Source organism: Roseiconus lacunae (genome assembly GCF_008312935.1).
In the GTDB taxonomy this organism is placed as follows: Bacteria; Planctomycetota; Planctomycetia; order Pirellulales; family Pirellulaceae; genus Stieleria; species Stieleria lacunae.
This window is the reverse complement of record NZ_VSZO01000043.1, coordinates 123,318-148,438: the sequence shown is the minus strand read 5'-3', so window position 1 is coordinate 148,438 and position 25,121 is coordinate 123,318. Positions and strand designations below refer to the sequence as shown.

The 25,121-nt window shown below is 56.3% G+C and carries 15 protein-coding genes; 8 read left to right on the top strand and 7 right to left on the bottom strand.

Features of this window, described 5'->3' with window-relative positions:
- The first annotated feature begins 224 nt into the window (after positions 1–224).
- The 3 genes from FYC48_RS22890 to FYC48_RS22880 all read left to right on the top strand — a co-directional run bounded on the left by FYC48_RS22890 (position 225) and on the right by FYC48_RS22880 (position 7,194).
- Complete coding sequence (locus FYC48_RS22890; RefSeq protein ID WP_230776080.1) at positions 225–2,231, top strand: S46 family peptidase; 2,007 nt, start codon at positions 225–227, stop codon at positions 2,229–2,231.
- Positions 2,228–6,469 carry an ATP-dependent RNA helicase HrpA gene (gene hrpA / locus FYC48_RS22885; protein WP_235034381.1) on the top strand — a complete coding sequence of 1,414 codons (4,242 nt, stop codon included), beginning with the start codon at positions 2,228–2,230 and terminating at the stop codon, positions 6,467–6,469. The genes FYC48_RS22890 and hrpA overlap by 4 nt, the downstream gene beginning before the upstream one ends.
- A 500-nt stretch (positions 6,470–6,969) precedes the next feature.
- The gene (locus FYC48_RS22880; RefSeq protein WP_149499107.1) at positions 6,970–7,194 is read left to right on the top strand and encodes a hypothetical protein; all 225 of its coding nucleotides are present in this window, start codon (positions 6,970–6,972) and stop codon (positions 7,192–7,194) included.
- Between the two features lie 149 nt (positions 7,195–7,343).
- Here the strand turns inward: FYC48_RS22880 and FYC48_RS22875 are convergent, their stop codons facing one another.
- The 6 genes from FYC48_RS22875 to FYC48_RS22850 all read right to left on the bottom strand — a co-directional run bounded on the left by FYC48_RS22875 (position 7,344) and on the right by FYC48_RS22850 (position 14,927).
- A complete protein-coding gene (locus FYC48_RS22875) occupies positions 7,344–10,562 on the bottom strand; it encodes a hypothetical protein (RefSeq protein WP_149499106.1) in 3,219 nt (1,072 codons plus the stop codon).
- Positions 10,559–11,086, bottom strand: a complete 528-nt coding sequence (locus FYC48_RS22870; protein WP_149499105.1) for a KdsC family phosphatase — start codon at positions 11,084–11,086, stop codon at positions 10,559–10,561. The genes FYC48_RS22875 and FYC48_RS22870 overlap by 4 nt, the downstream gene beginning before the upstream one ends.
- Positions 11,087–11,096: 10 nt before the next feature.
- Positions 11,097–12,218, bottom strand: a complete 1,122-nt coding sequence (locus FYC48_RS22865) for a KpsF/GutQ family sugar-phosphate isomerase (protein ID WP_235034380.1) — start codon at positions 12,216–12,218, stop codon at positions 11,097–11,099.
- Positions 12,219–12,437: 219 nt separating this feature from the next.
- Complete coding sequence (locus FYC48_RS22860; protein WP_149499104.1) at positions 12,438–13,358, bottom strand: prenyltransferase/squalene oxidase repeat-containing protein; 921 nt, start codon at positions 13,356–13,358, stop codon at positions 12,438–12,440.
- A complete protein-coding gene (locus FYC48_RS22855) occupies positions 13,359–13,952 on the bottom strand; it encodes a thioredoxin family protein (protein ID WP_149499103.1) in 594 nt (197 codons plus the stop codon).
- A gap of 162 nt (positions 13,953–14,114) precedes the next feature.
- Positions 14,115–14,927, bottom strand: a complete 813-nt coding sequence (locus tag FYC48_RS22850) for an enoyl-ACP reductase FabI (RefSeq protein WP_149499102.1) — start codon at positions 14,925–14,927, stop codon at positions 14,115–14,117.
- Positions 14,928–15,129: 202 nt separating this feature from the next.
- Between FYC48_RS22850 and FYC48_RS22845 the strand changes: the two genes are divergently transcribed.
- The 5 genes from FYC48_RS22845 to FYC48_RS22825 all read left to right on the top strand — a co-directional run bounded on the left by FYC48_RS22845 (position 15,130) and on the right by FYC48_RS22825 (position 23,515).
- Positions 15,130–17,187, top strand: coding sequence for a sigma-54 interaction domain-containing protein (locus tag FYC48_RS22845; protein ID WP_235034379.1), 2,058 nt, complete (start codon positions 15,130–15,132; stop codon positions 17,185–17,187).
- A gap of 140 nt (positions 17,188–17,327) precedes the next feature.
- A complete protein-coding gene (locus FYC48_RS22840; RefSeq protein WP_149499101.1) occupies positions 17,328–19,319 on the top strand; it encodes a sodium-translocating pyrophosphatase in 1,992 nt (663 codons plus the stop codon).
- A gap of 125 nt (positions 19,320–19,444) precedes the next feature.
- Positions 19,445–20,335 carry a DUF6807 family protein gene (locus FYC48_RS22835; RefSeq protein WP_149499100.1) on the top strand — a complete coding sequence of 297 codons (891 nt, stop codon included), beginning with the start codon at positions 19,445–19,447 and terminating at the stop codon, positions 20,333–20,335.
- Positions 20,336–21,295: 960 nt separating this feature from the next.
- The gene (locus FYC48_RS22830) at positions 21,296–22,426 is read left to right on the top strand and encodes a DUF1559 domain-containing protein (RefSeq protein ID WP_149499099.1); all 1,131 of its coding nucleotides are present in this window, start codon (positions 21,296–21,298) and stop codon (positions 22,424–22,426) included.
- Between the two features lie 354 nt (positions 22,427–22,780).
- Complete coding sequence (locus FYC48_RS22825; protein ID WP_149499163.1) at positions 22,781–23,515, top strand: choice-of-anchor M domain-containing protein; 735 nt, start codon at positions 22,781–22,783, stop codon at positions 23,513–23,515.
- Positions 23,516–23,679: 164 nt separating this feature from the next.
- Here the strand turns inward: FYC48_RS22825 and FYC48_RS22820 are convergent, their stop codons facing one another.
- Positions 23,680–25,116 (bottom strand): sulfatase family protein, encoded by a 1,437-nt coding sequence (locus tag FYC48_RS22820; RefSeq protein WP_149499098.1) that lies wholly within the window; start codon positions 25,114–25,116, stop codon positions 23,680–23,682.
- Positions 25,117–25,121 lie beyond the last annotated feature (5 nt).

Genomic DNA, 25,121 nt, shown 5'->3' with positions numbered 1-25,121 from the left:
CCATCCATTCCCGACGACCGACCGGTGCAACCTGAGAGTGATCTCGTTAAGCTGAACTGGCTTGTGTTTGCCGAAGTGGCCATCGGAGGCGACTTCAGAGCTTCGGATTTGGACGTTCTCCCGCATGTCTGACCAGAGCGGGCGAGTGCTTCAACCCAACCATCGGAACTAACATGAATGGAAAATCGCTTACAACTCTCCTGCTTACTATCGCCCTATCCATCATGACGACCGTCGAAACGACCGGCGACGAGGGGATGTATCTATTCAACGATCTGCCCTTGAAAGAACTCAAATCCAAATACGATTTTGAACCAACCGAACGCTGGGCTGACGAACTTCGTCTGTCTTCGGTGCGTTTCAATAGCGGAGGTTCGGGTTCGTTTATCTCCAGCGATGGCCTTGTCCTGACCAATCATCACGTGGCCAGCGACACGCTTCATAAGCTCAGCAGCGCGGATCGCAACCTGATCGACGATGGCTTTCTCGCGACGTCACTCGACGAAGAATTACAAGCCCCGGACTTGGAACTCAACCAACTCGTTTCGATCGAAGACGTCACTTCGCGTGTCGCCGAGGGAATCGAAAAAAACGCCTCACCGGCCGAGGCTGCCCAGCAGCGACGAGCGGTCATCGCAACCATCGAACAAGAGTCTCTTGAGAAAACGGGGTTGCGAAGCGACGTCGTCACCTTGTTCGGCGGGGCGACGTATCATCTTTATCGATACAAAAAATACACCGATGTCAGATTGGTCTGGGCACCGGAAACTGCCGCAGCTTTCTTCGGTGGTGACGCAGACAACTTCGAATACCCTCGCTACTGCATGGACGCGACGATCATGCGTGTCTATGAAGACGGAAAACCGGCCCAGCTCGAACACTTTCTACGCTGGAACGAAGCCGGGGTGGACGAAGGCGACTTGGTATTTGTCAGCGGCAACCCGGGACGGACGCAGCGGATCTTCACCGTCGCGGCGCTGAAGTACTTGCGCGATCACCGTATGCCCTATGTGCTCGATTATCTGCGACGAAAAGAAATCCTGATGCAACAGTTCGGTCTCGACGGCGTCGAGGCGACCCGCAGGGCTCGTGACGAGTTGTTTGGGATTCAAAACGGACGAAAGGCTTACACCGGGATGCTCGCCGGACTGCAAGACCCAAACACAATCGCAACGAAACAACGTCGCGAAGATCAATTGATCGCGGCCATCAAAGCAGATCCGGAGTTGGCGGGCACCGAATCAGTCTTCGCCGAGATCGCCGAAATCCAAACCGAAAAAGCAAAGAAGCTGGGCGAGAGCGTGACGTTTCGCTCGCGACTCTACGACCTTGCACTGACGACAGTCCTGCGGGCGGCCGAGGATGCGAAGCCAAATGAACAGCGACTGCGTGAATTTACCGATTCGGGGCGTGAATCGCTCGTCCAAGATCTGCTCAGCGAAGCCCCGGTGTATGCCGATCTTGAACGCGTCAAACTGGCCGATGAACTGTCTCGGTTCGTCGAAACCCGCGGTGGCGACGATGCACTGGTAGCCAAAGTCCTGGCCGGCAAAAGCCCTCGGCAACGCGCCGCTGAGTTGGTTGACGGCACCGAACTGTTTGACGTCGCAGCCCGAAAACGGTACCTCGACGGCGACTATGCGGCCGTCCAATCGTCTGCCGATCCGATCATTCAATTGGCCCTGCTACTCGAAGACGAATACAGGCAACTCCGCACCCATAGCGAAGAATTGGACGAACGCGAACGTCAGGCGTACGCGAAGTTGACCCAGGCGGTCAGCAAACTCCAAGGCAACAGCGGCTACCCCGATGCAACGTTCACGCTGCGGTTGGCCTACGGTCAGGTCAAAACCTACACCGAAGACGGCGAAGAGATTCAACCGGCGACCGATTTCGCCGGCGCGTTCGAGCACGAGTCTTCACATCTTGGGCAAACTGACTTTGACCTGCCGGAATCCTGGAACCGACATAAGGACGCGCTCGATTTGTCCACGCAATTGAATTTCGTTTGCACCGCCGACATCATCGGCGGCAATAGCGGTTCGCCGGTGGTCAATCGTCAAGGTGAGTTGGTGGGATTGATCTTTGACGGTAACATTCAAAGCCTGACCAGCGATTATCTTTACACCGACCAACAGGCACGTGCGGTTAGCGTTTCCGGCGTCGGGATTTTGCATGCCCTCCGCAAAATCTACGGGGCCGATGCGTTGGCTGACTCGATCGGGAAATGAGCTTCAAGCCCTCCAGTCCTTCACTCAATCCAAACAAGCCGCCGGCGAGTCGCTCCGGCGAATCATCTGATGAATCTACCGGCAATGCGAAAGCAACGTCCGAGTCGTCGCGTGATGCCGCAAGGCCGGATGCCGTAAAGGACGGGGGAGCGGATACGACCGTCGCGGGCCACAGCCCGTCGACGGGGCCGGATCTCTCGATTAATCTCGTCCCGATCGATCCCGAATCGGTCACGCTCGATGACGCGATGCGGGCGGACAGGTTTCGCTTGCGACGCCAACGAAAACGGCTCGACGCGTCAACATTTCAACAGCGGTTGCTCGATTCGGTGACGCGGCGTCGACGCCGGGAAGCGTATCAGCCGAAACTGGATTATCCCGATGTCTTGCCGATCTCTCAGTACCGATCGGAAATTATTGAGACGCTTCGGTCGCGGCAAGTGATTGTCGTCTGCGGTGAAACAGGCAGCGGAAAAAGCACCCAGCTGCCAAAATTTTGTCTTGAAGCCGGTCTCGGCCGCGAGGCGATGATCGGGCACACCCAACCACGTCGACTTGCCGCACGCAGTATCGCAACGCGGTTGAGCGAGGAACTCGAATGCTCGCTCGGCGAACAAGTCGGCTACCAAGTTCGTTTCGGTGACCAGACGGGCCCCGATACGATGATCAAGCTGATGACCGATGGGGTACTGCTTGCCGAAACGGGCAACGATCGATTCCTCGATCAATACGATGCGATCATCATCGACGAGGCACACGAGAGATCGCTGAACATCGATTTCCTGCTCGCCTACTTGCGGCAACTGCAATCCAAACGCCCCGACCTCAAAATCATCATCACTTCGGCGACGATCGATGCCGAACGTTTTGCCGAGCACTTCGCCGATGATCAAGGTCCGGCACCGATTTTGAATGTCGAAGGACGAGGTTACCCGGTCGAGATTCGATATTTGCCATGGGAAGAAGTCGCGGGCGATGGCGAACGCGGATACGACCTGTCGAACCATGTGATCGCGGCGATCAAAAATCTCTCCCGCAGCGGACAGGGCGACACGTTAGTATTTTTGCCCACCGAACGCGACATCCGTATGGTCTCTCATCGCGTTGCCGGACACTACAAACGCATGGGGCTGGAGGGTCGTGTCGAAGTGCTACCGCTGTATGCACGGCTTCCACAAAAAGACCAACAACGAATCTTTCATCCCAGTGGGAATCGCCAACGTCTGATCTTTGCCACCAACGTCGCCGAAAGCTCATTGACGGTGCCGGGGATTCGCTACGTGATCGATAGCGGCACCGCCCGTATCAGTCGCTACAGCCCACGTAGTAAACTGCAACGGTTGCCGATCGAACCGGTCAGTCGCGCGAGCGCCGATCAACGCGCCGGTCGTTGTGGGCGTGTCGGCCCGGGAATCTGCGTGCGTTTGTTTTCTGACGAAGACTACCAATCACGCGAAGATTTTACGACACCGGAAATCAAACGTACCAACCTGGCTTCAGTCGTGCTGAAAAGTAAAACACTGGGGTTAGGTTCGCTTGATGCGCTGCCGCTACTGGACGTCCCACGCCCGGAATCGGTTCGTGAAGGCATCCAAACGCTGATCGAACTAAACGCCATTGACGAACGTCACGAACTGACCGATATCGGACACGCCCTCGGCAACATGCCCGTCGATCCTCGGATTGGTCGTATCATCCTGGCCGCCGAAGATCATGGCGTGCTGGGCGAAGTTCTACCGATCGCCGCGGCGTTGGAGATCGCCGACCCCCGTGTGCGGCCGCCGGAAAAACAACAAGCCGCCGATGAGGCGCATGCCGAATTCCGAGATGGCGAAAGCGATTTTCTTTCGCTGCTAAAACTTTGGCGGTATTACGAACAATCTCGCGCCGACTTTTCACGAAGCAAACTCAATCGTGAACTCGGCAAGCGATTTCTCTCACCTACCAGGATGCGCGAGTGGTCGGATACCTATCGTCAACTTCGCGAAATCGCGACCGGAAGCCGAGGTAAACAGCGTCCGAACAAGACCAATGAAAGTGGTAGACGCGTGGCACCGGCGGTCAACAAAATCCGCTATTCCGACCATGCCGATCGGACCGTTGAAAAGGAAGTTTATGCGAGTGTTCACCAAGCCTTGCTGGCGGGATTCCTGAGCGGTGTCGCGATGGCGGGCGAGAAAAATGTTTACATCGGCCCACGCAACTTGAAGCTGTACCTGTGGCCGGGAAGCGGCGTCTTTGATTCCAAGCCAAAATGGATCGTGGCGGCCGAACTTGTCGAAACGACGAAGCAATATGCCCGCACGGTCGCTAAGATCTCGCCCAATTGGATCGAACAAGTTGGTGCTCACCTGCTCAAGTCTTCGTATTCGGAACCTCACTGGAGTGAAAAAGCGGGAGGTGCGTTCTGCTATCAACGACAATCGCTCTTTGGGCTCCCGATCGTTGTGAAACGGCGCGTCCCGCTGCCACCGATCGATCCATCCACCTCACAAGAATTGTTGATCAGCCATGGATTGGTTCAGCAATTGTTGTCGACCAACGCACGGATTGTGCGTCATAACCGGGCGCTTCGCCAGGCACTCGAAGAACTGGCCGCCAAAACACGGCGTCGCGATTTGGTGGTGGACGATTATGTGATCACGCGGTTTTACCAAGAGCGTTTGCCCGATGACGTGGTCGATCGTGGCCGATTGGAAAAGTTCTCCAAAACGCACCCGATTCCCGCCTGGGCAGAGAAACCATTTGATTCCGCCAGCCTGTCCGCTTGGTTAGCCCACCCGCCGCAAGCTTCCGACGATGACGCCAGCGGTTATATGCAACCATCGGACTTGATTGATATCGACGTCGATGAGATCACCGAAGATCAATTCCCCAATCACCTTTCCGTCGGTGGGAGTGAGCTGCCGCTGCGCTATCGCTACGAACCCGGGGCAGATGACGATGGGGTAAGTCTAAAGATTCACCGGGCCGCGATCTCGCAAATCAGCGATGATCGCCTTGGCTGGTTGGTTCCCGGTTTGCTGCAGCAAAAAATCGTTGCGATGATCAAGTCGCTCCCCAAACGCATTCGTCGTAATCTTGTCCCGGCGGCCGACGTCGCCAAACAGATCCGCGATGAACTGATGCAGGTCTACGGTGAAGTCCCCTTCATGCAAGCCGCCTGTGATGCGATGGGCCGTCATGCCGAAATGCGAATCAGTCCCGATGACTTCCAGCAGGAAAAGCTCGAAGACCACTATCAGTTCCTAGTCGAAGTCGTCGACGACGAGGGGAAAACACTCGCACAAAGCCGTGGTATCGCCCCGCTTCGGTCACGTTTTCCTGCCGAAGGAGCCGACTCATCCTCGGCGTCTCAACCAGACATCGACATCAGCGCCGGCGAGCCGATGAAAACGTTTGAGATCGAACGCTTGGATCGACAAGTCGTTCGGGAACGCGGTGGAGTCAAGGTCGCCCAGTTCCCGGCTTTCCTTGATCGTGGCGACCACGTCACGATCGAATGGTTCGCCGACCAAACCGCCGCCGAAGCAACGCACCGTCAAGGACTGACCCGCCTGTACGCGATTGCCGAACGAAAGGAACTGCGGCGGCAAGTCAAATGGCTCCCGGAACTCGACCGGATCAAAATCCAACTGTCCGGTTTGAAGATTGGCCATGAAATCGAATCGCTACTGATCGACCTGATCGCACGTTTGGCGTTCGTCGAAAAACAGCCATTGGTCCGCAGTAGGGACGAATTCGAGCAGCGACGGACCGACCGAGGGGAGCGGATCGCGGTAGCGGTCCAAGAAATGGCGAAATGGCTCGCATCACTCGCCCAAGCCTATCTGACGCTTCGCAGCGACCGCGAAGAATTCGCCGCCTCACGCTTTTCACAAGCCGATCACGACATCCGTCGGCAACTCCAATGGCTGTTCTGCGATCGCTTCCTCGCAATCACACCATGGCAGTGGCTGCAACATTACCCGAGATATCTATCGGCGATTTCGTACCGAATGGATAAACTGCGAAGTGGTTCGGGAAATCGAGACCGCGAGGCAACCGAAACCATCGAACGCCTCTGGAACCGCTGGATCGAGACGCTCGGCGAACACGAAGCGGCGGCCGAAAAACAGGTCGCGACCGAGTTTCGCTGGATGATTGAAGAACTTCGCGTCAGCCTGTACGCACAGCCACTGGGAACCGCCGTGAAAGTTTCCCCTACCCGCTGTGAGAAGTCACTGCCGTCAAGGTAAACCTGATTGCTAGCAAGGACTTGACAGGTCGCGATGGTGTGACCGGAGCAATTCACGGCGAAATCCAGTCAAAAACCAAATTTACGAGCAACTGGACTCCCTTACAGGACGACAACGGAGTAGTATATGGCAGTGCGTTGTGTTTGTGCAGAGTCTGCCATTGTTGCATGATGTTGTGGCAGATTCGCAACATCGCATTGATTTGAAACGACAGGTCACGAAATCTCGGAAGATTTCGAATTACTTTTTCACAGGATTTTTCACCCCAAAAACCAACGTTTGGCGTCTTTAGCTAAGACACAGAGGCCGGCAAGGCCAAGTTAATGGTATGACACTTGCACCTCTGCGACGACTAAATGGTTTTGCAATCATGACGAACCAGGATCCCGCTTGGCGCGTCTTATTCACCGAACCAAGGCTGGCCAGCAACCCCGCAAGCCGCCGCCCGCTGTGAACGGACTCACGACCCAAACTAAAGCCACCTGCCGGAGGGTATCCCGATGCAAGCTTCCAGCAACGAAAACAACTTGACCAACGAGTTGCCGAGCCACGTAAACGCGGTTGACGCGATTCGTGATGTCGAAGATTGGACCGTCATGACGGACTTGCTATCGGATCAATCGCGGAACGACTATGCCGCATGGCTCGACGACGAATTGCGATCGATGGAACAGACGCTCGAACAATTCGTTAGCGACCGTTCGAAGTACGCCGGTCGTCGATAAGACCGTGGCGGGTGCCGACCCTTGTAGCAACCGCGTGACTCGGTCGTCCCGATCGGGGACGAGAGACAGCGTGGCTACTGCGGCGTCTTAGGTGATGCCGAGATGTCCTCGATCAACCGAGTTAGACATCGGCAGTTCAGGATTTGGTCTTATCGCCCCCGCTTGGGCAACGGAATATTTCTTACCTGCGCGTCTTGAATCACGGTTTGAGACTCGTAGGTCTCCAAATTCACCGCAATTTTCGGTGAGTTAAGTCTTAGGCCTTGGGTTCCATCAGGACGCGTTTGATTTACGAATGCGCTTCGACTGGGGGATCCCTCGACGATCAACCAAGATTTCTCGGATTGATACGACGCGCGGTTTGCTGTCAGCTCAAAGAGGCCTTTTTGCTCCAGGTTGGACCTGGCGACGACGCCGCCATCGGCGACCAATTCCCATGGCGTTTTTGCCCCAGGTATCTTACGAAGATGCTTGGGATAGCCTGGCGAGATACCGAAAGCCAACCGATGGCAATCAAGCGTCATCTCACCGACGGCTAGTCGTGACATCTCATTGACATCCACTACCTCGTCCCAGCGATTCACTTTTCTTATCCCGGCGCGAACGCCTCCACCGAATGCTACCGATTCGGACTTCAGATCGCATTCGATCGCATCACGGTAGGTGAGGTGTGTACCTTGTAGCACTTGATTGCCCAGGTGCTCGGTTTTAGTCGCGTCGGGCGACAAGATGGATGACTTTGAATCGGTCATCATCCATCCGCGGTACCATCCGGGGCCAGTACCGACAATTCTCCCTTGATCGACCGGCAAAAAATCGAGCTGTCGTGAGGTGATCACATGGATCGCCTGCATCTGATTGTAAACGTCTCGCTGTTCGGCACGAACGACGACCGCCTCTTGCTGCGATTCGTAGAGGCTGATTTGTTGAAGCTCGGCCGACTTCATCGTTTCCTTGTCTAGCAATTCAATCGGTGAAGAGAGCGCAATCATCATTTGTTGACCGGACATCCGTTGGCTCCAAGGCTCGCCCTGATTGATCATCGCGGCATCGATTTGGACGCCACCGCTAAGCACCGCCTGGCTACCATCGAATGTTAACGCTTGCCCCCAACGGCAATGGGGATTAGACGTCCACTGAATATTGGACATCGCCGTACGGTCACCTTTTCCCGGGCCGCCTAAGTTGGCAGGCTGTGCGCGATCGACGGTGCGATTACCGGCGAGCGACACCTTCGGATCGGTCGGTTGTTGGTCGCGTTTGAGTACCGAAGTTGGAACCTTCAACTCGCCTGCCCCGTCGACTTCGATTCGGTTTTCCGATGGCCAAACCTTGATGGTCGGCCCGACAAAAAAACCATCGTCCATGATCAGTCGGGCCGGCGCTTCGGGGCCACTGCCAAGCTGCAAAATATCGCGTCCGCTTGATTGAGAGACGCCACCGCGGATCAATCGCATCGTTTGTCCGAGCATCTCGACCGGTAGTGAACTATCCGCGGATAGAATTTGATGCTTCAGATGGACGCCACCGTTGATGCTAACGTCCTTGGGTTCGATGCCGTCGTTGGTGATCAGCAATTGCGCGCTGATCATCTCACCCGATATCTCGGGTCGCGGGCGTGCAACCGGACGGTGCAGTGAACCGTCGGCAGTGTTCGGTTGTGCGAAGCCGACCAAGTTGCCAAGCGATCCTTTTGCTCCCACGATCGGCGACGCCGCATGCGGTTGGCGGACGGCGGCAACCAAAGGCGAAGTCGGTACCACTTGCTTGGCAACTTGCTTTCCCAAGTCGGCCGCACGCTCGAAGTAAAGACTAAGCTGCTCGGTCGCGACGGCGATCTGATTGGTGTCGATCGAGACCGAACGCATCGCATGGAAGACCTCCGGAACGAGTGTCATCTTTGCTTTCGACGTTGCTACATTCGCTTCCCCATCGGTCCCGCTAGGCGAAGCCACTTGTTTCGCCGCGATCAGTTCTCCGGCAATTTGGTCCGCCTTTGCGATACCGTCGTCGGCCAGTTCGGCACGCACGTTCCCGTTGATTTCCAATCGAAACCGAGGTTCGACGTGCCCGGCGCGGATGTCATCGATGTTGGCCGCTGCGATCGGCTCCAATTTAAACGAGTCCATCCAAGTCAAATTCTTCACCGCGATTTCGGGATCGCTGATTTGTACTTTCCCTGACCCAACGACGTCGATCACGCCAAGCTCTTTCGGGTACTGAGGCGAGTACTGATAGGTCAGATTGCGAAGGTGTGCCGAAAGGTTTTGGCGAACCAACCGAACCCCCTCGCTGCTTTCGGTTCGTAACAATCCGTTGATCGCATCGAAATCGATCCGTTCAGCCTGGAGCAAGAATTGTTGTGACCCAAGATTGACAACCGCTGGGTGTCCTTCGGCGATAATCTTGTCGATCCAATCGAGTGGACCTTGTCGGACCATGGTTCGATTGGCAGGATCACGAAGGACTAGGTTGACGACGTCACAGTCGATTCGGTCAAGGACCTGATCCTGCACACGACGTGTGATCGCAACGCGGTCGTAAAGCGTCAAACTATCATTGGAAAAATCGTATCGCACACGATTGTTACAAGTCACCGAAATGATACCGCCAAGCTTATGCGAGGCGTCTGCGGTAAGAACACTGTTCGGATCATCGAGCGGGATCGTTAATTCATCCAGGTAAACCAAATTCATTTGGTCCAGCAACGTCGAAGGTGTGTCGACCGACGTCGCCGCCGTTGCACTGACGGCAAGCTGGATTGTCAAGTCGCTCCCGCGTAGCTTGGCGGTGCCCAGCGTCATGTCGATTGCTTCGGTCGTCCAAACCTTTTCTTTGTCGATTCGAACGTCGCTGGTTTCCACGTGGAGTGCTTGGTGCGTTTCGACGTTGCCCGCTCGCCAGATGGTGACCTTGCCGATCATACGTCCCATCTTGATCGGTGGGGCACTTTTGTTGGCCGTGCCGGTAAGGTCAACGCCGCGTGAAAACCGGACTTCGGCGCCATCGGGAGCCTTCAAGACGATCGGCGCCGGTGCATCATCGGAAGCGAGGCCACGTCCGATCACGATTGTTAGCGGTTCCAGTTTCCACTCGTCATCGGCAATTTGCTGCCAATCTTTAAACAACAGTGTCCCGCGTCCGGTGATGATTCGTTTGCAATCACCGAGTTCCCACGCGTCCGGTGGAAACAAATCGACGAGTTCTTCTCGCAGCGATGCGTCCTTGGTCGGCGGCTTTGGTTTTACGATTTCGATTTCGGGAACCGCAAGCAACCGGCGCGATGCCTCGTCGTATCCATACGCGCATAGAATCAGCGTCACCAACGCGAGAAAGTAATTCCGCAGGTTGGCACTGATCCAGTTCATCGAGTCCCCTCAACGGTCCAGCGATCTTTTGCGCGAAGCAAACGTTCGAGCATCTCTCGAACCGCCCCGTCGCCACCGTTCTTACTAAGAATCCAATGAGCCGCGTCGCGAACGTCACGAGCGGCGTCCGCCGGAGCGACCGCCAAACCGACGGCTTTCATCGGCCCCAGGTCAGGCAGGTCGTCGCCGATATAGGCAATCTGGTTGAGATCGATCTGCAGTGACTTTGCGACCCCCGTGACACAGGCAGCTTTGTCTTTCACGCCTTGGTACACCGGATCGATCGTCAACTCTTCGGCTCGACGACGAACCGCCTCGCTACTGCGCGCGGTGATGATGCCGAATGTGAAACCACTATTGATCCATCGTTTGATCCCAAGTCCGTCGCGAACATGAAACTGTTTTGACTCGGCTCCGCTGGAGTCATAGATGATGCGTCCATCGGTCATGACGCCGTCGACGTCACTAAGAACACAAACGATGGAATCAGCGAGGTCCTGATCGGAACGAAGAGAAACAGGCATCGAATGTGGTTTAAAGCTTGAAGGGGACGATTGGACGCATCTGCGGATCATGACTCGGTGTCGAGTCGGCGATCTCTCCGAGTGCGATCAAGTCCGTGATGTCGATCATTCCAACTGGCCGACGCATCGCATCCACGACAGGTAGTTCGCTGATCCGAAGTTGACTGAGCAGCGAAATCGCATCACTCGCCATTGTCTCCGGTGACACGCAATGGGGATCGATCGTCATCTTGTCACCGATCGGACCGTCGAGTGCGTCTTCGCAACGTGATTCCAACAACCGCGCGAGGTCGCTGTCGGTGAAGATCCCGGTCAACACGTTGTCTGTATTGGTCAACATGATCGCACCGCTACGTCGGCCCGAGATCGAACAGGTAACCATGCATTCGCGAATCGAAACAGAGTCCTTCGCTAAGCGGCAGCTCTCGAGTGGACGCATCAGCTTTTCGACACGATCGAGTTTTCTGCCAAGCGCACCGCCGGGATGAAATCGACGAAAGTCGGTCGCGGTGAAGCGGCGAAGTTGACTTGCCATCAGCGCGATCGCATCCCCGACTGCCATCATCGCAGCGGTACTGCTAGTCGGCGCCAAACCGTGCGGGCAGGCTTCGGTCTGTTTGCCATAGGCAACTTTACACGTAGCAGTTTTGGCCAACGGATTATCCTCGTCGGCGGTGATCGAAATCAATCCGGTTGATTGACGACGTAGCTGTGACGCGATCGCCAACACCTCGTCGCTGCGGCCGGAATTAGAAATCGCCCAAACAAGGTCGTCCGAACGGACTCGTCCGAAATCACCATGCACCGCTTCGGTCGGATGTAAAAAGTGCGCCGGTGTCCCCGTGCTTGCCAGTGTGGCAACCAGTTTTTGCCCGACCAAACCGGCCTTACCGACACCGGTGACTACGATGTTGCCTTGACACTCCGCCGTTAATTCGGCCGCTTGGACTGCCGATGGGCCAAGGTTTTTCGCTGCCGATTGCAACGCGTTAGCTTCGGTGCTGACAAACTGACGGATCATCCGCAATCGTTCGATCAGCGTTTCTGGTGCGGCGGTGTGATGCCCACCTCGGCCGGCCTGTGCGGCCGTTTCGGTGGCATCGAATCCTTGTTTTTGTGGCACAGCAGACACGTGGATCCTTCCAACGTTTGAGGGTCGTCGAACCTGGATCCTAGCGAAATCTACCCCGGCCCCGAAAGTCCAATCCGAATCGCCGACGAACAGCAATTGCTAGCAACATGTCCTCGATATAGGTGGCGAGATCCACCGAGGCGTTTAGAGAGCACGGGTTCCGGACTGATTCGTAAAACGATCTAGCCAATCAGGCCTGCGTTGAACTCGCCGCCAGCCTTATTGACACATCGAAAGGGCTGCGAGCCCATAGAACGTGTATTCCACGTCGGCCGTTTGGTCGAGTTGGAACCCGGCGAAACCGCCCGCAGACATCTGCATCGACTCGGCATAACGGGCAACCGCTTGCCGATCGATCGTCTCAATCGCACCGAGATCATCGAGAGTGATCATTGCGGTGCAACTGCTAAGCAAGTCGGCAAACGGAATTCGCGTGTTGGCGGTAAAGCCACCTTCATCGGATTGCATCTCGGCGAGGAATTCGATCGTTGCTTCGGTGTCGACGGTGTCGAGCAGGCCGAGTGTTTTGAGCGTCCCGATTGCGGCCGCGGTCGGGTTCACCCCGGGACGCTTGGCTGCACGGATTTCGAGGTACCCGCCGTCGGGGTGAGCCTGGGAATGGACAAAGTTGGCAACCGCAGAAGCGTCGACCGGCTGCCGGCCCATCAGTTCCAAGCAAAGCACCGACAAGAACGTTTGATAGGTGCTTCCGGCGCGACCTTCGGGAGACTTCGCAAAGCCGCCGTCGCTGGTCCTCAGTGACTCTAACAATTCGGTCACGTTATCCGCCCAAGTTGCGTCGTCGTTTTCGACCACTTCGGCTCCCACCGCCATTTCGCAAATGGCGGCGGCGAAGATCAAGGAGATCAAATCAACGATGCTTTCACGATGGGCTAAACGCGAACGCAGAAAGCTTGCCGCGTGCTGGCCGATCTGATCAGAAAGGGCATCCACAATCCAAAGCGCCCGCAGTGCGAACGCCGTGTAATAAGGATCGCTGTCGCCTTCGCGACCGGCGAAGCCGCCATCGGCGCGTTGCTGAGCGATCAGCCAATCGGCGTGCAATTGCCTCGTTTTCGGATCCAGCTTTGCGGCGCCGGCGGCCAGCCGCAGCGTCAGGTTTTGCAGGTAGGAAAGCACTCAGCTCACGCCGGTCGGATTGAAGTAGGCCGGTTCGTTGCCGTCTTTCCATTTGATGTTGCAGCCCAACGAAGGCCGTTGAACCTCGCCTGGCTTTTCCCCCGCAAGGACTTTATCGATCGCCGCTCGCAGGTCTTCGCCGGTGACCGGGATATCGGTCTTCGGCCGCGACGAATCGAGTTGCCCGCGGTAGACCAGTTCTTGATTGGCATCGAAAAGATAGAAATCGGGCGTGCACGCCGCGGCGTACGCCTGAGCCACTTTTTGGTCGCCGTCGTAAAGATACGGAAAGGCGTATCCGCGCTGCTTCTTCTCTTCACTCATCTTTTCGGGCGAATCATCCGGATAGGTCTCCGCATCATTGCTACTGATCCCAACGACGGCAACGTCCTTCGCTAAATAATCGTCCGCCAATGACTTCAACTGATCGGCGACGTGTTTGACGTACGGGCAGTGGTTGCACATGAACATCACCAACAAAGCTTTCTTGCCTGCGAAATCGGACAAGCTGACGGTGCCGCCGTCGCATTCTGGAAGTGAAAATTCGGGTGCCTTCGTGCCCAGCGACAACATCGTGCTAGCGGTACGGACCATGGTTTGTTCTTGGGTTGATAGGTTGGTGCAGCCCACTCATATCCGACATGAAGGGCTAAAAGACTGTAGTGGCGCGTCGATGCCGCGACCGGCATTGTGTTTTTCCGCGGAGCGTTTCGGTGGTGTGCCGAAAGCCTCCGCGGCTTCCGCTACGAGAGAGTGTTACTTGAGGTCATCGAGCAAACGACCCGGGCTACCCATCGCGTTGTAACCGCCGTCGATGTGCAGGATTTCGCCGGTGATTCCGTTGCTGAGATCACTTAGCAAAAACGCGCCGGTGCGACCGACTTCCTCGTGAGTGATGTTGCGTCCAAGCGGGGCCATCCGGTCGTACAGCTTCAACATTTCTTCGACGCCTGCGGCTCGACCGGCGAGCGTCCGCACGGGGCCTGCCGAGAGCGCGTTGACACGGATTCCACTGGGTCCCAAGTCGTAGGCGGCGTACCGCATCGCCGCTTCCAACGCTGCTTTGCAAACCCCCATCACGTTATAGCCGGGGACGCACTTCTCGCCACCGAAGTAAGTCATCGTCGCGATCGATCCACCGGCATTCATAATCGGTTTAGCAGCTGCACAACAGGCCAGAAGTGTATAAACGCTCACGTCCATCGCGAGGGCAAAACCGGCGCGGCTGGTGAAGATCGTATCTTTGGCCAAGTCCTCACGATCGGCGAACGCCATCGAGTGAAGGACGAAGTCGATTTTGCCGAATTTTTCCGCCGTCGTATCAAAGACGGTGCGGATGTCCTCGTCTTTCTGCGCGTCCATTGGCAGCAGAAATGCAGCGTTTTCGTACTTGTCGGTCAGTTGGGAAACACGCCTTCGATTGCGTTTTCGCTCGTCATCGGGGCGGTCGGGCAAGTGGGTAAATCCACACACTCCCCCGGCATTCATGATTTCCTGAGCGATCGCCCAGGCAATCGAATTCTCGTTGGCGACACCTAAAATCAGCCCCTTTTTTCCCTGAAATTGCATCTCGATTTGTTGTCCTACTGAAAAGTAACTCACTTGTGCTGAGCAAACGCCACCAATTGGGGCCCGCACAAGATAACGTGAAAAGGGCGATGTCGTCTATTTGGCGTCTTTGCCGGAATGAGTAGGAGGCCTTTGTTTACCTCAACGGCGCTTCTTCGGCGTCTTTACCGATGAATTACGGATGCTCGGAAACCTGCGCACGATGACTCATTCAATTTCCCCTTCTCGTCCCAGCGATCTTGTCTCCCCCGTGGAAGCTTATTCATTCTTTCGTGAATTGACCGAAACGGTCACCTGTTCCCAAGGCCGATTGCCCTTTTTGAAGCGGTCACTTCCCGATCTCGTTCGAGTCTTAAATGCCGGTGGGGCCGCCCTCGTGTCCCAGCGTCAAGGCGGGTGGAAAGTCGAATCGTGGGCTGGTACCCCGCAGTGGCCGGAAGCCCAAAGTTCACACTCATCGCACTACAGCCAGCGAGTCGAGAAGTCGACTCCCCCGGCCATGCCGCTGGACCTGATCGCAAGCGCGGTCGATCGAGGGGCAGCCGTGATGCATCATTCGTGGATGGTCGTCCCGAGCATTGCACCGTCGACCGAGGCCTCGCAGCCGGTTGATCGCCCGACGTGCTTGGTGCTGTACCTGGCAAACGATTCCGCCAGTCGATCCGAACTCTCGCGGACGGGCGAAATTTTTCTCCGACATGTTGCCTTGGCAGGTCAGTGCCAACGGCAGCGTGAGCGGGTACATCAACTCTCGCAGGTCCTGCGTGCATCGGCGCAGTGGCAACGCAACCAATTGCTCCCGACCAGCGACGAAGATTCGCTGCTCAACGAAATTGCCGAGACCGCAATTAAGCTGCTCAGTTGCCAGCGTGTCAGTATCTTCTTGTGGGATAAGCGACGTAAGAAATTGGTTGGCAAACCTTCCGTCGGGATCGAGGATCCACTCGTTATCTCGGACGACGCGGGCATTGTGGGCGAAGTGTTGGCGACCGGCGAGCCGAAGATTTGGAACGGCGGGGACGACGACGAATCACGCGTCAACCGATCGGTCGATCAATCGCTTGACTTTCAAACAACGTCGTTGGTCGCGGTGCCCTTGATCGGCCAGCGTGGTGAAACAATCGGTGTGTTCGAAGCAATCAATCATCAGGAGAACTCGTTTACCGAGTCGCACGTATCGCTGCTCAATGATCTTGCCTTGCATGCCGCCGGCGCGATCGAAGCACTTCGTGCTCAAAAGCGATTGACCGCTTCACGTGATCGTTTGGTTCGCGATGCCGCCAACAGCAGCCCACTCGTCGGCGAACACCCCGACATCGTCGCCATCCGTCAATCGGGGACACGCGTCGCGGGAACCGATTTGACCGTGATGATCCTCGGCAGTAATGGAACGGGTAAAGAAGTGGTAGCCCGACATATCCATTACGAAAGTGATCGGCGTGGCGAACCCTTCGTCGCCGTCAACTGCGCCGCGCTGGTCGAATCGCTGCTCGAAAGCGAACTTTTCGGTCATGAAAAAGGATCCTTCACCGATGCCAATTCGACTCGGGTCGGCAAGTTCGAACTCGCCAGTGGCGGCACGTTGTTTCTCGACGAAGTCGGCGATATGAGCCCCGGCGGTCAAGCCAAACTGCTGCGTGTCCTCGAACAGCGTGAGGTCGTCCGCGTCGGGGGGAGCGTCCCGATCCCGGTGGATGTCCGAGTCATCGCGGCAACGAACCAACCGCTGGAGCAATTGATCGCAGAGAAACGTTTTCGCGAGGATCTGTTCTTTCGACTAAACGTCGTCTCGCTGGTTCTCCCCGACCTCGCCAAACGTGGAACGGATATCTTGCTATTGGCCGAGCATTTTATGCAGCACTTTTGTTACGAGATTGGTCGCCAAGTGCCAACGCTCGCCGAATCCGCCAAAGCGGCGATGCTTTCCCACCCTTGGCCCGGCAACGTGCGCGAGCTTCGCAACACTATCGAACGGGTGTGCTACTTGACCAGCGGCGATGTGATCCAAGCGGCGGACTTGGAATTGCGTTCGATGGACGGACAAGCCCTTGGCGGCGAATCTTCGGAACTTGCCTCCATCAACTTGAACGGAATTGACTCGCTTGCCGAGGCGACACGACAATTTCAAATCAGCCATATCCTGTCCTCAATCGATCGCTGCAGCGGCAACATGACCGAAGCGGCCGAGCGGATGGAACTGCACCGATCGAACCTGTATCGCAAGATGAAACAGCTTGGAATGAAAACAGGCGAGGGTTAGATCCACACCCTTTTTGCGAGCAAAACGAAAGCGAAAAAAGGCTTGCAGTCTCGCCTTGCGCTGTTTGCAACGGGGATTTCCATCGCGTAAGTTGAATTTCCAGTGCGTCGACTTTGATCTGCATCTGGAGTACGAAGGCCATGGATCTCGCTTGGTTGGTTCCGATCATCGGTGTCTTGGGGTTAGCTGCCGCGTTTGCGATCATGCTGATGATCCGAGGTCGGCCCGACGGTGACGCACAGGTCCGTGAGATCGCCGGCGCGATTCGGCTCGGCGCGATCGTTTATTTGCGTCAGCAATACTCGGTGCTGGCGACGGTCGTGGTGTTGGTCGGCATCGCCATGGCGGTTTTGATTTCGCCTAACGCGTCAATCGCGTTTGTCTTAGGTGCGGTTGGGTCATCGATCGCTGGACTGGTTGGCATGTTGACGGCGACGCAAGCGAACAGCCGCACGGCGGTGGCCGCAAAGGAATCTGGCAGTGTCGAAGCGTTTGCCGTCGCTTGTATGAGCGGCTGCGTGATGGGATTGACCGTCGCAGCGGTCGGCCTGATTGGGCTCGGCGGGCTGTACTGTGTTCTTGGCGCGAATGATCAATCGATGCAGCTATTTAGCTCTTTCGGCATGGGGGCCTCGCTGGTCGCGTTGTTCGCCCGCGTTGGCGGAGGCATTTTCACCAAGTGCGCTGACGTCGGTGCCGACTTAGTTGGCAAAGTCGAAGCGGACATCCCCGAAGACGACCCGCGGAATCCTGGTGTGATCGCCGATAATGTCGGGGACAATGTTGGCGATGTCGCGGGGATGGGAGCGGACATTTTTGAATCCTATTGCGGTTCAATGGTGTCGGCGCTCGCGATCGCCTTGGTGCTATCAGACGCGAACGCGGATGCCTTGGGAGGCCGAACGTCGCTGCAGATATTTCCGCTGGCGCTCGCTTCGATTGGCTTGGTGGTTTCGATCGCCACCATGTTTGTGATGAAGCCGATGGCAGCAAAATCGGCTGCGACGGCACTGCGTTTCGGATTGGTCGGATCGAGCGGACTGTTCCTGCCGGCGATCTTCATCACGCTTTGGTTGCTAGGGATCAATTGGAATGTTGGCTGGGCGGTGGTCGCAGGAACGGTTGCCGGCGTCGTGATCGGTTTGTCGACCGAGTACTACACTCGTGGCCGAAAGGTCGAACGAATCGCCGAAGCGGGCGAAACGGGATCGGCGACGGTGATCATCAGTGGCGTGGCCGTGGGAATGGAGTCGATCGCGATTCCAATTTTCTCGATCGCCGGTGCGATTTTGCTGGCCACACACCTTGCCGGTTTGTACGGCGTCGCGATGGCCGCGGTTGGCATGCTCGCAACGGTCGGAATGATCATGACCGTCGACGCGTACGGCCCGGTCGCCGACAACGCCGGCGGCATCGCCGAGATGTCCGGCATGGGCGCCGAAACTCGAAAAATCACCGACGAACTCGACGAAGTCGGTAACACCACGGCGGCTGTCGGCAAAGGCTTTGCGATTGGGGCCGCCGCGCTGACCTCACTTGCCGTGATCAGTGCTTACATGGAAGTGATCGATTCCTCTGCCGGGATGCCGGTCGACAGCCCAATCGTGCTGGCAGGAATGTTTATCGGCGGGATGCTGCCGTTTCTTTTCAGTGCATTAACACTGAAGGCGGTCGGCGATGCGGCCAAAGAAATGGTCGAAGAGATCCGTCGGCAATTCCGGGAAATCCCCGGTCTGATGGAAGGAGACGCGAAACCTGATCACGCCAGTTGCATCCGGATCGCCGGCGGTGCGGCACTGAAGCGAACGCCGCTACCTGCCGTGATTGCTATGGCTACACCTCCGCTCGTCGGGTTTTTGATCGGACCGGAAGCCCTGGGGGGCTTGCTCGTCGGGGCGATGCTAACCGGTGTGCTACTGGCGATACTATTGAGCAATTCGGGCGGGGCCTGGGACAACGCGAAGAAGTATGTCGAACAAGGAAACCTGGGTGGCAAAGGTTCCGGCACTCACCACGCCTGCGTGATCGGCGATACGGTCGGCGACCCCTTCAAAGACACGTCGGGCCCGTCGCTAAATATCTTGATCAAGGTCCTGGCCATCACCAGTCTTGTCATCGCGCCGTTCCTGTAAACTGTCGCGACGATCGCAAGCGAGAGTTCGCTTCCGGCTGATCGTGCCATTAGTCGCCGTCTAGAATTCCATGCGAGATCGAGACCGGGATAGCCAAGACTCCGATACCGAGTAAATGAGTGACCATGACTCAACAAGCCATTCGACTTGAATCGACCGACCGAGGAATCTGGATTCATTCGGGTGACCGGCGTGTTGGTTTCTATCAACGCGAAACGGCCCAGCGAGGCGACGCGCCCCCGTGTTCGAATTATCTTCACCCGATCAACGACCTCGACGGAAACCCGCTAACAGAAGACTTCCCCAGCGATCACCTGCATCACCGCGGGATTTTCTGGGCATGGCATCAACTCACCGTTGACGGCAATACGATTGGCGACGGATGGATGCTTCGTCGCTTCACCTGGGATGTTCGCGAGTGCGAGCCGAGTTCACTTGACGACGGGGCCGCGATGCTACGTCTCGTCGTGGACTGGAAGTCACCCGACTTTCGAAATGGCCAGCTGCCGGTCGTGACCGAGCAAACGCGTCTGACCTTTTTTCCCGACAGCGACGACCGACGACAATTCGACATCGACATCCGGTTACGCGCCACGCATCCGAACACCCGTATTGGAGGATCCGATGATGCCAAAGGATACGGTGGTTTTTCGTTGCGAACCAAACTTCCCGATGACCTTGCCTTCGTCAGTCAGAACGGACCGGAGCAACCGGCGTTCGCGTCGGTTCCGCCGTCGCCTTGGATGAGCTTTCGTGGCAGCTTCTCTGAACAGTCAGATCATTCAATCACCGTCCTGACCCACCCGCAATCAGTTGGTTATCCACAGCCGTGGATTTTGCGATCCGCACGAAGCATGCAAAACCCAGTCTGGCCCGGACCAGATGCCGTGATGCTGCCCGAGCATAGCGACGTGCGGTTGAGGTACCGCGTGTTAATCCACCGCAAATCGGGTTCGGCGGAAATGATTGACCGTTGGCAACAATCCTACATTGCCGCCCCGGACACGGCGGTCTAACTCCGTACTGCGAACACGGCGGTCAGCGAACGCGGTGGCACATTCACTTCTGATCACGCCCGCGGTCCGCGTCGGATTGAGCGGGTTACGCCGAAAAATGGACTTGACGAACCCTGGTCCCCATACGATCGTATGAGGTCCAGTCGTTGGCCGGACTTCGCAATAATTCTCAGACGGCCTTTCAACTTTCAGCGGTAAATAGCCCAGTGGCTTCAGCATACCGACATTTCACGACGACTCTGCTTTGCACCTTCTTGGTGTTTGGGCAGGTTCCTGCGTGGATGCATGTCGCTAGCTGTGTCCACTCAGATTGCTGCAATGACGTGTCGAGCCTATCGATGGGCGAGCTCGACGGTCCCTCCGGGACTGCCGACCTCCCCCACGATTGCTGCCACCACGATCTGGCGCGTTCCTGCGGCGAGTCTGCTCAGCCGCTGAACGGACAGCGCCCGTCTCCTCCGGTCGATCACGATTCGAACGACTGCCCAATTTGCCAGTCTGTCGTCGCTCCTGTCGGCGAACTGGCTAATCTTTCGAGTCCTCAAATTGCTTTTGTCCCCCGTCGGCAAGATTCGCCGAAGCTGGTGCTGCAAGCTCACGATGAATTCGCGAAGCTGCCACCAAACCGTGGACCACCGACATTCGGTGCCTAGGCATTGCGTTAATTTGACACGCGAGCTGCAAAGCCTCACGCGCTGACGTCGCATACATTTTGCCACGTCAACATGTGCCGCCGATGCGACGTCGTGTGCGTTCTTTCGCAATCTCTCTTTCGCTTGTCTGCCGGCGTTTGTGCAAACGCTGTTCGCAGACCCCCATTCTGCGGCCCCGCGCGACGTGCGTTGCATGTCGACTTGAGGTCCGACCAAACCGTGTCGAGAGAAACGCACGCGCCGCGGGGCTCTTCAATGGGTTCTAAGAATTCCTTCGCTTAACAAACCAGATTCAGTTGGTACAACCATGAACGTGATTCAGATCAATGATCGGTCTCGTCGTGCTTTTACATTGGTGGAGTTATTGGTGGTCATTGCGATCATCGGTATTTTGGTAGGCTTGCTTTTGCCGGCAGTCCAATCCGCCCGCGAAGCGGCGCGACGGATGATGTGCCAAAACAATCTTCGCCAAGTCACCCTGGCACTTCACAATTACCACAGCGTGCACCGCAGTCTGCCCTACAGCATGACCGGTGCGGACCAGCATCCCGGCGGTGCCGGAAGCGGTTTCCATAGCTGGCTCGCCCGGATCCTTCCACAAATCGAGCAAACTGCGTTACACCAGCGAATCCATTTCGAGGAATCGCTATCCGATCGGACCGACTACGTCTACGACTCGGAGTACCGGGATTACTCGATATCACCTTCGCATGTGGATGCCGAAGCCGCCGGTGCAATGATCTCGGCATACCTTTGCCCAAGCGATCCGCAATCGGTACCGCAGCTTTCCCTGGGCGTTTCAACGGCCCCGGGAAGCTATGCGGGCAACATCGGTTGGCCACGAGATTCACGCGGTCCGGAAAGCTCTTCCGACGTGACACGCCAAAACGGCGTGATCGGATTATTGAACCCGACGTCCGGTGACCAGTGGCAACAACCTCGCATTCGTTTCGCTGACATCACCGACGGCCTTTCCAACACCTTTGCCGTGGGCGAACGAATGATTGCCAGCGTCTTCGAATCAAGCAACGTTTTTGGCGGAAGCCAAATCTCGCCGGCGACGCCGATCGCGATGCAATCATTTTGTGGTGGCTCGTCTCGGTCACGAACCCTGGACAGCTGGGTGCGTTACTGCAAAAGCGTCACCTTAGCGGATGCCGACTACAGCAAGAGCCATGGTCACGCGTGGATCTCCGGCTGGACATTCGCAGGCAACCACTTCATGCCAGTCATCCCGATCAACCATCGGAACTGCCATGTCTACGGCGGCGAAGATGACGGAATGAACTTGGTGACATTAAGTAGCCACCATACCGGCGGCGTCAATATCTCGATGACTGACGGAAGCGTTCGCTTTATCAGCGAGTCAATCGACCGTGAGTTGTATTGGGCGTTGGGCAGCCGGAATGGGCGAGAGATTATCGAGGAAGTTCCTTAACGCGGCGTTTCATCTCGATTTTTTGATGTGCCGAATGGAGTTCGCCTTGGTAGTACCGCAATAAACCAAGTGAATCCATGGCCAATTGAACCAAAAAGAACGAACGCTTCGTCCCATACACATGCGTGGCGGAGCGATGAAAGCCAACGCAACCTTGGCTCCTAACGACCCCACCTTTAGTCGTCGTAGACGACGACCGTTCCCGATCAACGGAATGACATGCTACGCCGCGATGACACGATGCGTCTCGACATCGTGAACGCGACGTGACAACTCGCAACCGATTGGTTTTCGATTGGCTTGCATTGAATTTACGCAAGAGAGCTTTGAACTTATTTACAACACGGTTTTGAAATGAAAAAGATTCTGTTCTTTCAGTTAATGTCAATCTTGGCGGTCTCGATCTGCTCCTCAGTCGCGCATGCGGAGGCGGTTGAATACACCCTCGGCCACGGCGATATCGGGCTTGCCTATGACGGCAGCGAACTCGAACTGCATTACCACTTCGGCAATGGTGCAGTGCTAGACGGGACGCCATTGGTAGGCGATGCCGAGTACGCTCCCGATGAGGCGTTCGTTCGTGTCGGTCAAAACACAATGGTAGAGACGACTGGTAGCATCCCGTTTTTGGGGACCACCGCGGGAGATCCTGTCTGGGTTTTGCCACAGTCCAACACGCCGGGCGTGCCGTTTCTGGGTATCGCAACCGAAGAGCTTGACGGGACGTTTAGCGGGGCCAGCTTGACAATGACTTCATTCAGCGGCCCAGGGGAATTCGCGCTCTGGCAAAGCTCGCCACTTGGCGGTTTAAACGTGTTCTGGCAGAGCAACAACGGTCTCGATGCGACGGACACCCTGGCCCTGTCAATCGGCGGGCATGATCACTACAACTATGGGTTTACCGAAGCAGGTACCTACGACATCGGGGTCACCGCGACCGCCGACTTCGCTTCTGGTGGTTCGGTGAGTGACTTCGGGACATTGCGTTTTGTGGTTGGCAACGTGAGTGCGGTTCCAGAGCCAAGTGCCCTTGCCGCGATGGGAGCCCTATCGAGCATCATGGTCTTGCGCCGTCGTCGCCGGAGCTAGTTAGACCACCAAGCGGGGCTTCGCGTTCGGCAGGACATGAAAACTGCCAAGCGTCCCCCGGTACCGTCGACCGCCACGAATGATTGGCAATAATCCATCACGTCAGCGAGTGGCAGCCGTCCCTCGCTGACGTTTTTTTATGGCTATCGACCACTTTGTTGCGATCAGTCAATTGGATTTTTCTTGCGATTTCGCACCGCCCGGCGATAAACCTTGAAGGCTTCGGCGGAATCGAACTTCTTGTAGCGTGACTGATGCAAGATCGCATCGCGTTCCGTTTTCACTCCTTCATCACCTTGCTCCTCCATCCAGGCGAGTAGCGTCGACTTCAATCGCTCGACATGTTCGGCGTGCGCCGGATCTTGCGCCAAGTTATTCATTTCCAACGGGTCTGCCTGACAATCAAACAATTCGTATTCGGGTCGGTGCATATAGCGATCAACCAATTCTTTTGCATTGGCATCGCCAGAATTCGCGAATCGCTGCATCGACCGAAAGTAGTCAGCTTCGGTACAAGCATTCGTGAAAGTTGCATCGTGATTGAGGTTCCAGATCAGGCGATAGCGATCATCTCGCACCGTTCGGATGGCAAATAAATCGCTGCCGGCGATGATACCTCGCGTCGTCATGAGACCATAGGAATGTGTCTTGTGCTGCTTCGCTTCGCCTCGCAGTACCGGCAGAAAACTCTTGCCGTCAAGGTTTTCCTGCGCCGGCAAACCGGCGGCTTCGATAAATGTTGGGGTGATGTCAACATATTCGACCATTGCATCAGAAGTGCTTCCCGCCTGGATCTTTCCTGGCCAACGAACGACCATCGCCGACTGAAGTCCGCTGGAGTAGCAAGTCCATTTGGCAAATGGAAATGAATTACCTTGTTCGGAAACGACCATTACGACGGTGTTCTCCGTCAAACCGTGGCGTTCAAGTCGCTCAAGAATTTGACCAACTTGATCGTCGAAATAGGTAATCTCGGCGAGATAGCGTGCGAAATTTTCTCGCACCACAGGCGTATCAACTAAGTACGGAGGCAGTTCAATTTCGTCGACCGGGTAGCGAGATGAGTCGCCTTTGTTCCAAGGCGAGTGCGGTTCGTTCGAACAAGCAAGCAGGCAAAATGGTGTTCTGGCTTTTGCACACTCGGAAAACAAACCGTCGACGGCATCCATATCTGGATTCTTCTTCCCGCTGTATTCAAACGGAAAAACTTCTTTCGGACCGATATGCGTCTTGCCGCTCAGCGCGACGCGATAGTCGAGCGGGGCAAGGTAATGCGCGATGCTCTTCGTTCCGTCTTTGGCAAAGGTGTGATTTGGATACGCGCCGCTGCGGACGGGATACAAACCGGTGTAGATGTTATGTCGAGTCGGCGAACACATCGGCGCCGCTTGATAACACTCGGTCAGTCGCATGCCCTCGGTAGCGAGGGCATCAATGTTGGGCGTATGAGCTTGCCCGCCGTAGCAGCCGATGTCTCGAAACGTACAATCATCGGCGATGATGAACACAAAATTCGGTGGTCGCGAATCATCATCGGCATGCGTCTTGCCGACCGAGAGTGAGCACAACAAAACGAGCGTAAAAACAAGTGATGGTTTCATGAGGT

Coding starts and splice junctions, on each gene's coding strand:
- FYC48_RS22835 (WP_149499100.1), top strand. CDS start 19,445: ATGACTCAACAAGCCATTCGACTTGAATCGACCGACCGAGGAATCTGG.
- FYC48_RS22840 (WP_149499101.1), top strand. CDS start 17,328: ATGGATCTCGCTTGGTTGGTTCCGATCATCGGTGTCTTGGGGTTAGCT.
- FYC48_RS22880 (WP_149499107.1), top strand. CDS start 6,970: ATGCAAGCTTCCAGCAACGAAAACAACTTGACCAACGAGTTGCCGAGC.
- FYC48_RS22870 (WP_149499105.1), bottom strand. CDS start 11,086: ATGCCTGTTTCTCTTCGTTCCGATCAGGACCTCGCTGATTCCATCGTT.
- FYC48_RS22890 (WP_230776080.1), top strand. CDS start 225: ATGACGACCGTCGAAACGACCGGCGACGAGGGGATGTATCTATTCAAC.
- FYC48_RS22855 (WP_149499103.1), bottom strand. CDS start 13,952: ATGGTCCGTACCGCTAGCACGATGTTGTCGCTGGGCACGAAGGCACCC.
- FYC48_RS22830 (WP_149499099.1), top strand. CDS start 21,296: ATGAACGTGATTCAGATCAATGATCGGTCTCGTCGTGCTTTTACATTG.
- FYC48_RS22875 (WP_149499106.1), bottom strand. CDS start 10,562: ATGAACTGGATCAGTGCCAACCTGCGGAATTACTTTCTCGCGTTGGTG.
- hrpA (WP_235034381.1), top strand. CDS start 2,228: ATGAGCTTCAAGCCCTCCAGTCCTTCACTCAATCCAAACAAGCCGCCG.
- FYC48_RS22825 (WP_149499163.1), top strand. CDS start 22,781: ATGAAAAAGATTCTGTTCTTTCAGTTAATGTCAATCTTGGCGGTCTCG.
- FYC48_RS22850 (WP_149499102.1), bottom strand. CDS start 14,927: ATGCAATTTCAGGGAAAAAAGGGGCTGATTTTAGGTGTCGCCAACGAG.
- FYC48_RS22845 (WP_235034379.1), top strand. CDS start 15,130: ATGACTCATTCAATTTCCCCTTCTCGTCCCAGCGATCTTGTCTCCCCC.
- FYC48_RS22820 (WP_149499098.1), bottom strand. CDS start 25,116: ATGAAACCATCACTTGTTTTTACGCTCGTTTTGTTGTGCTCACTCTCG.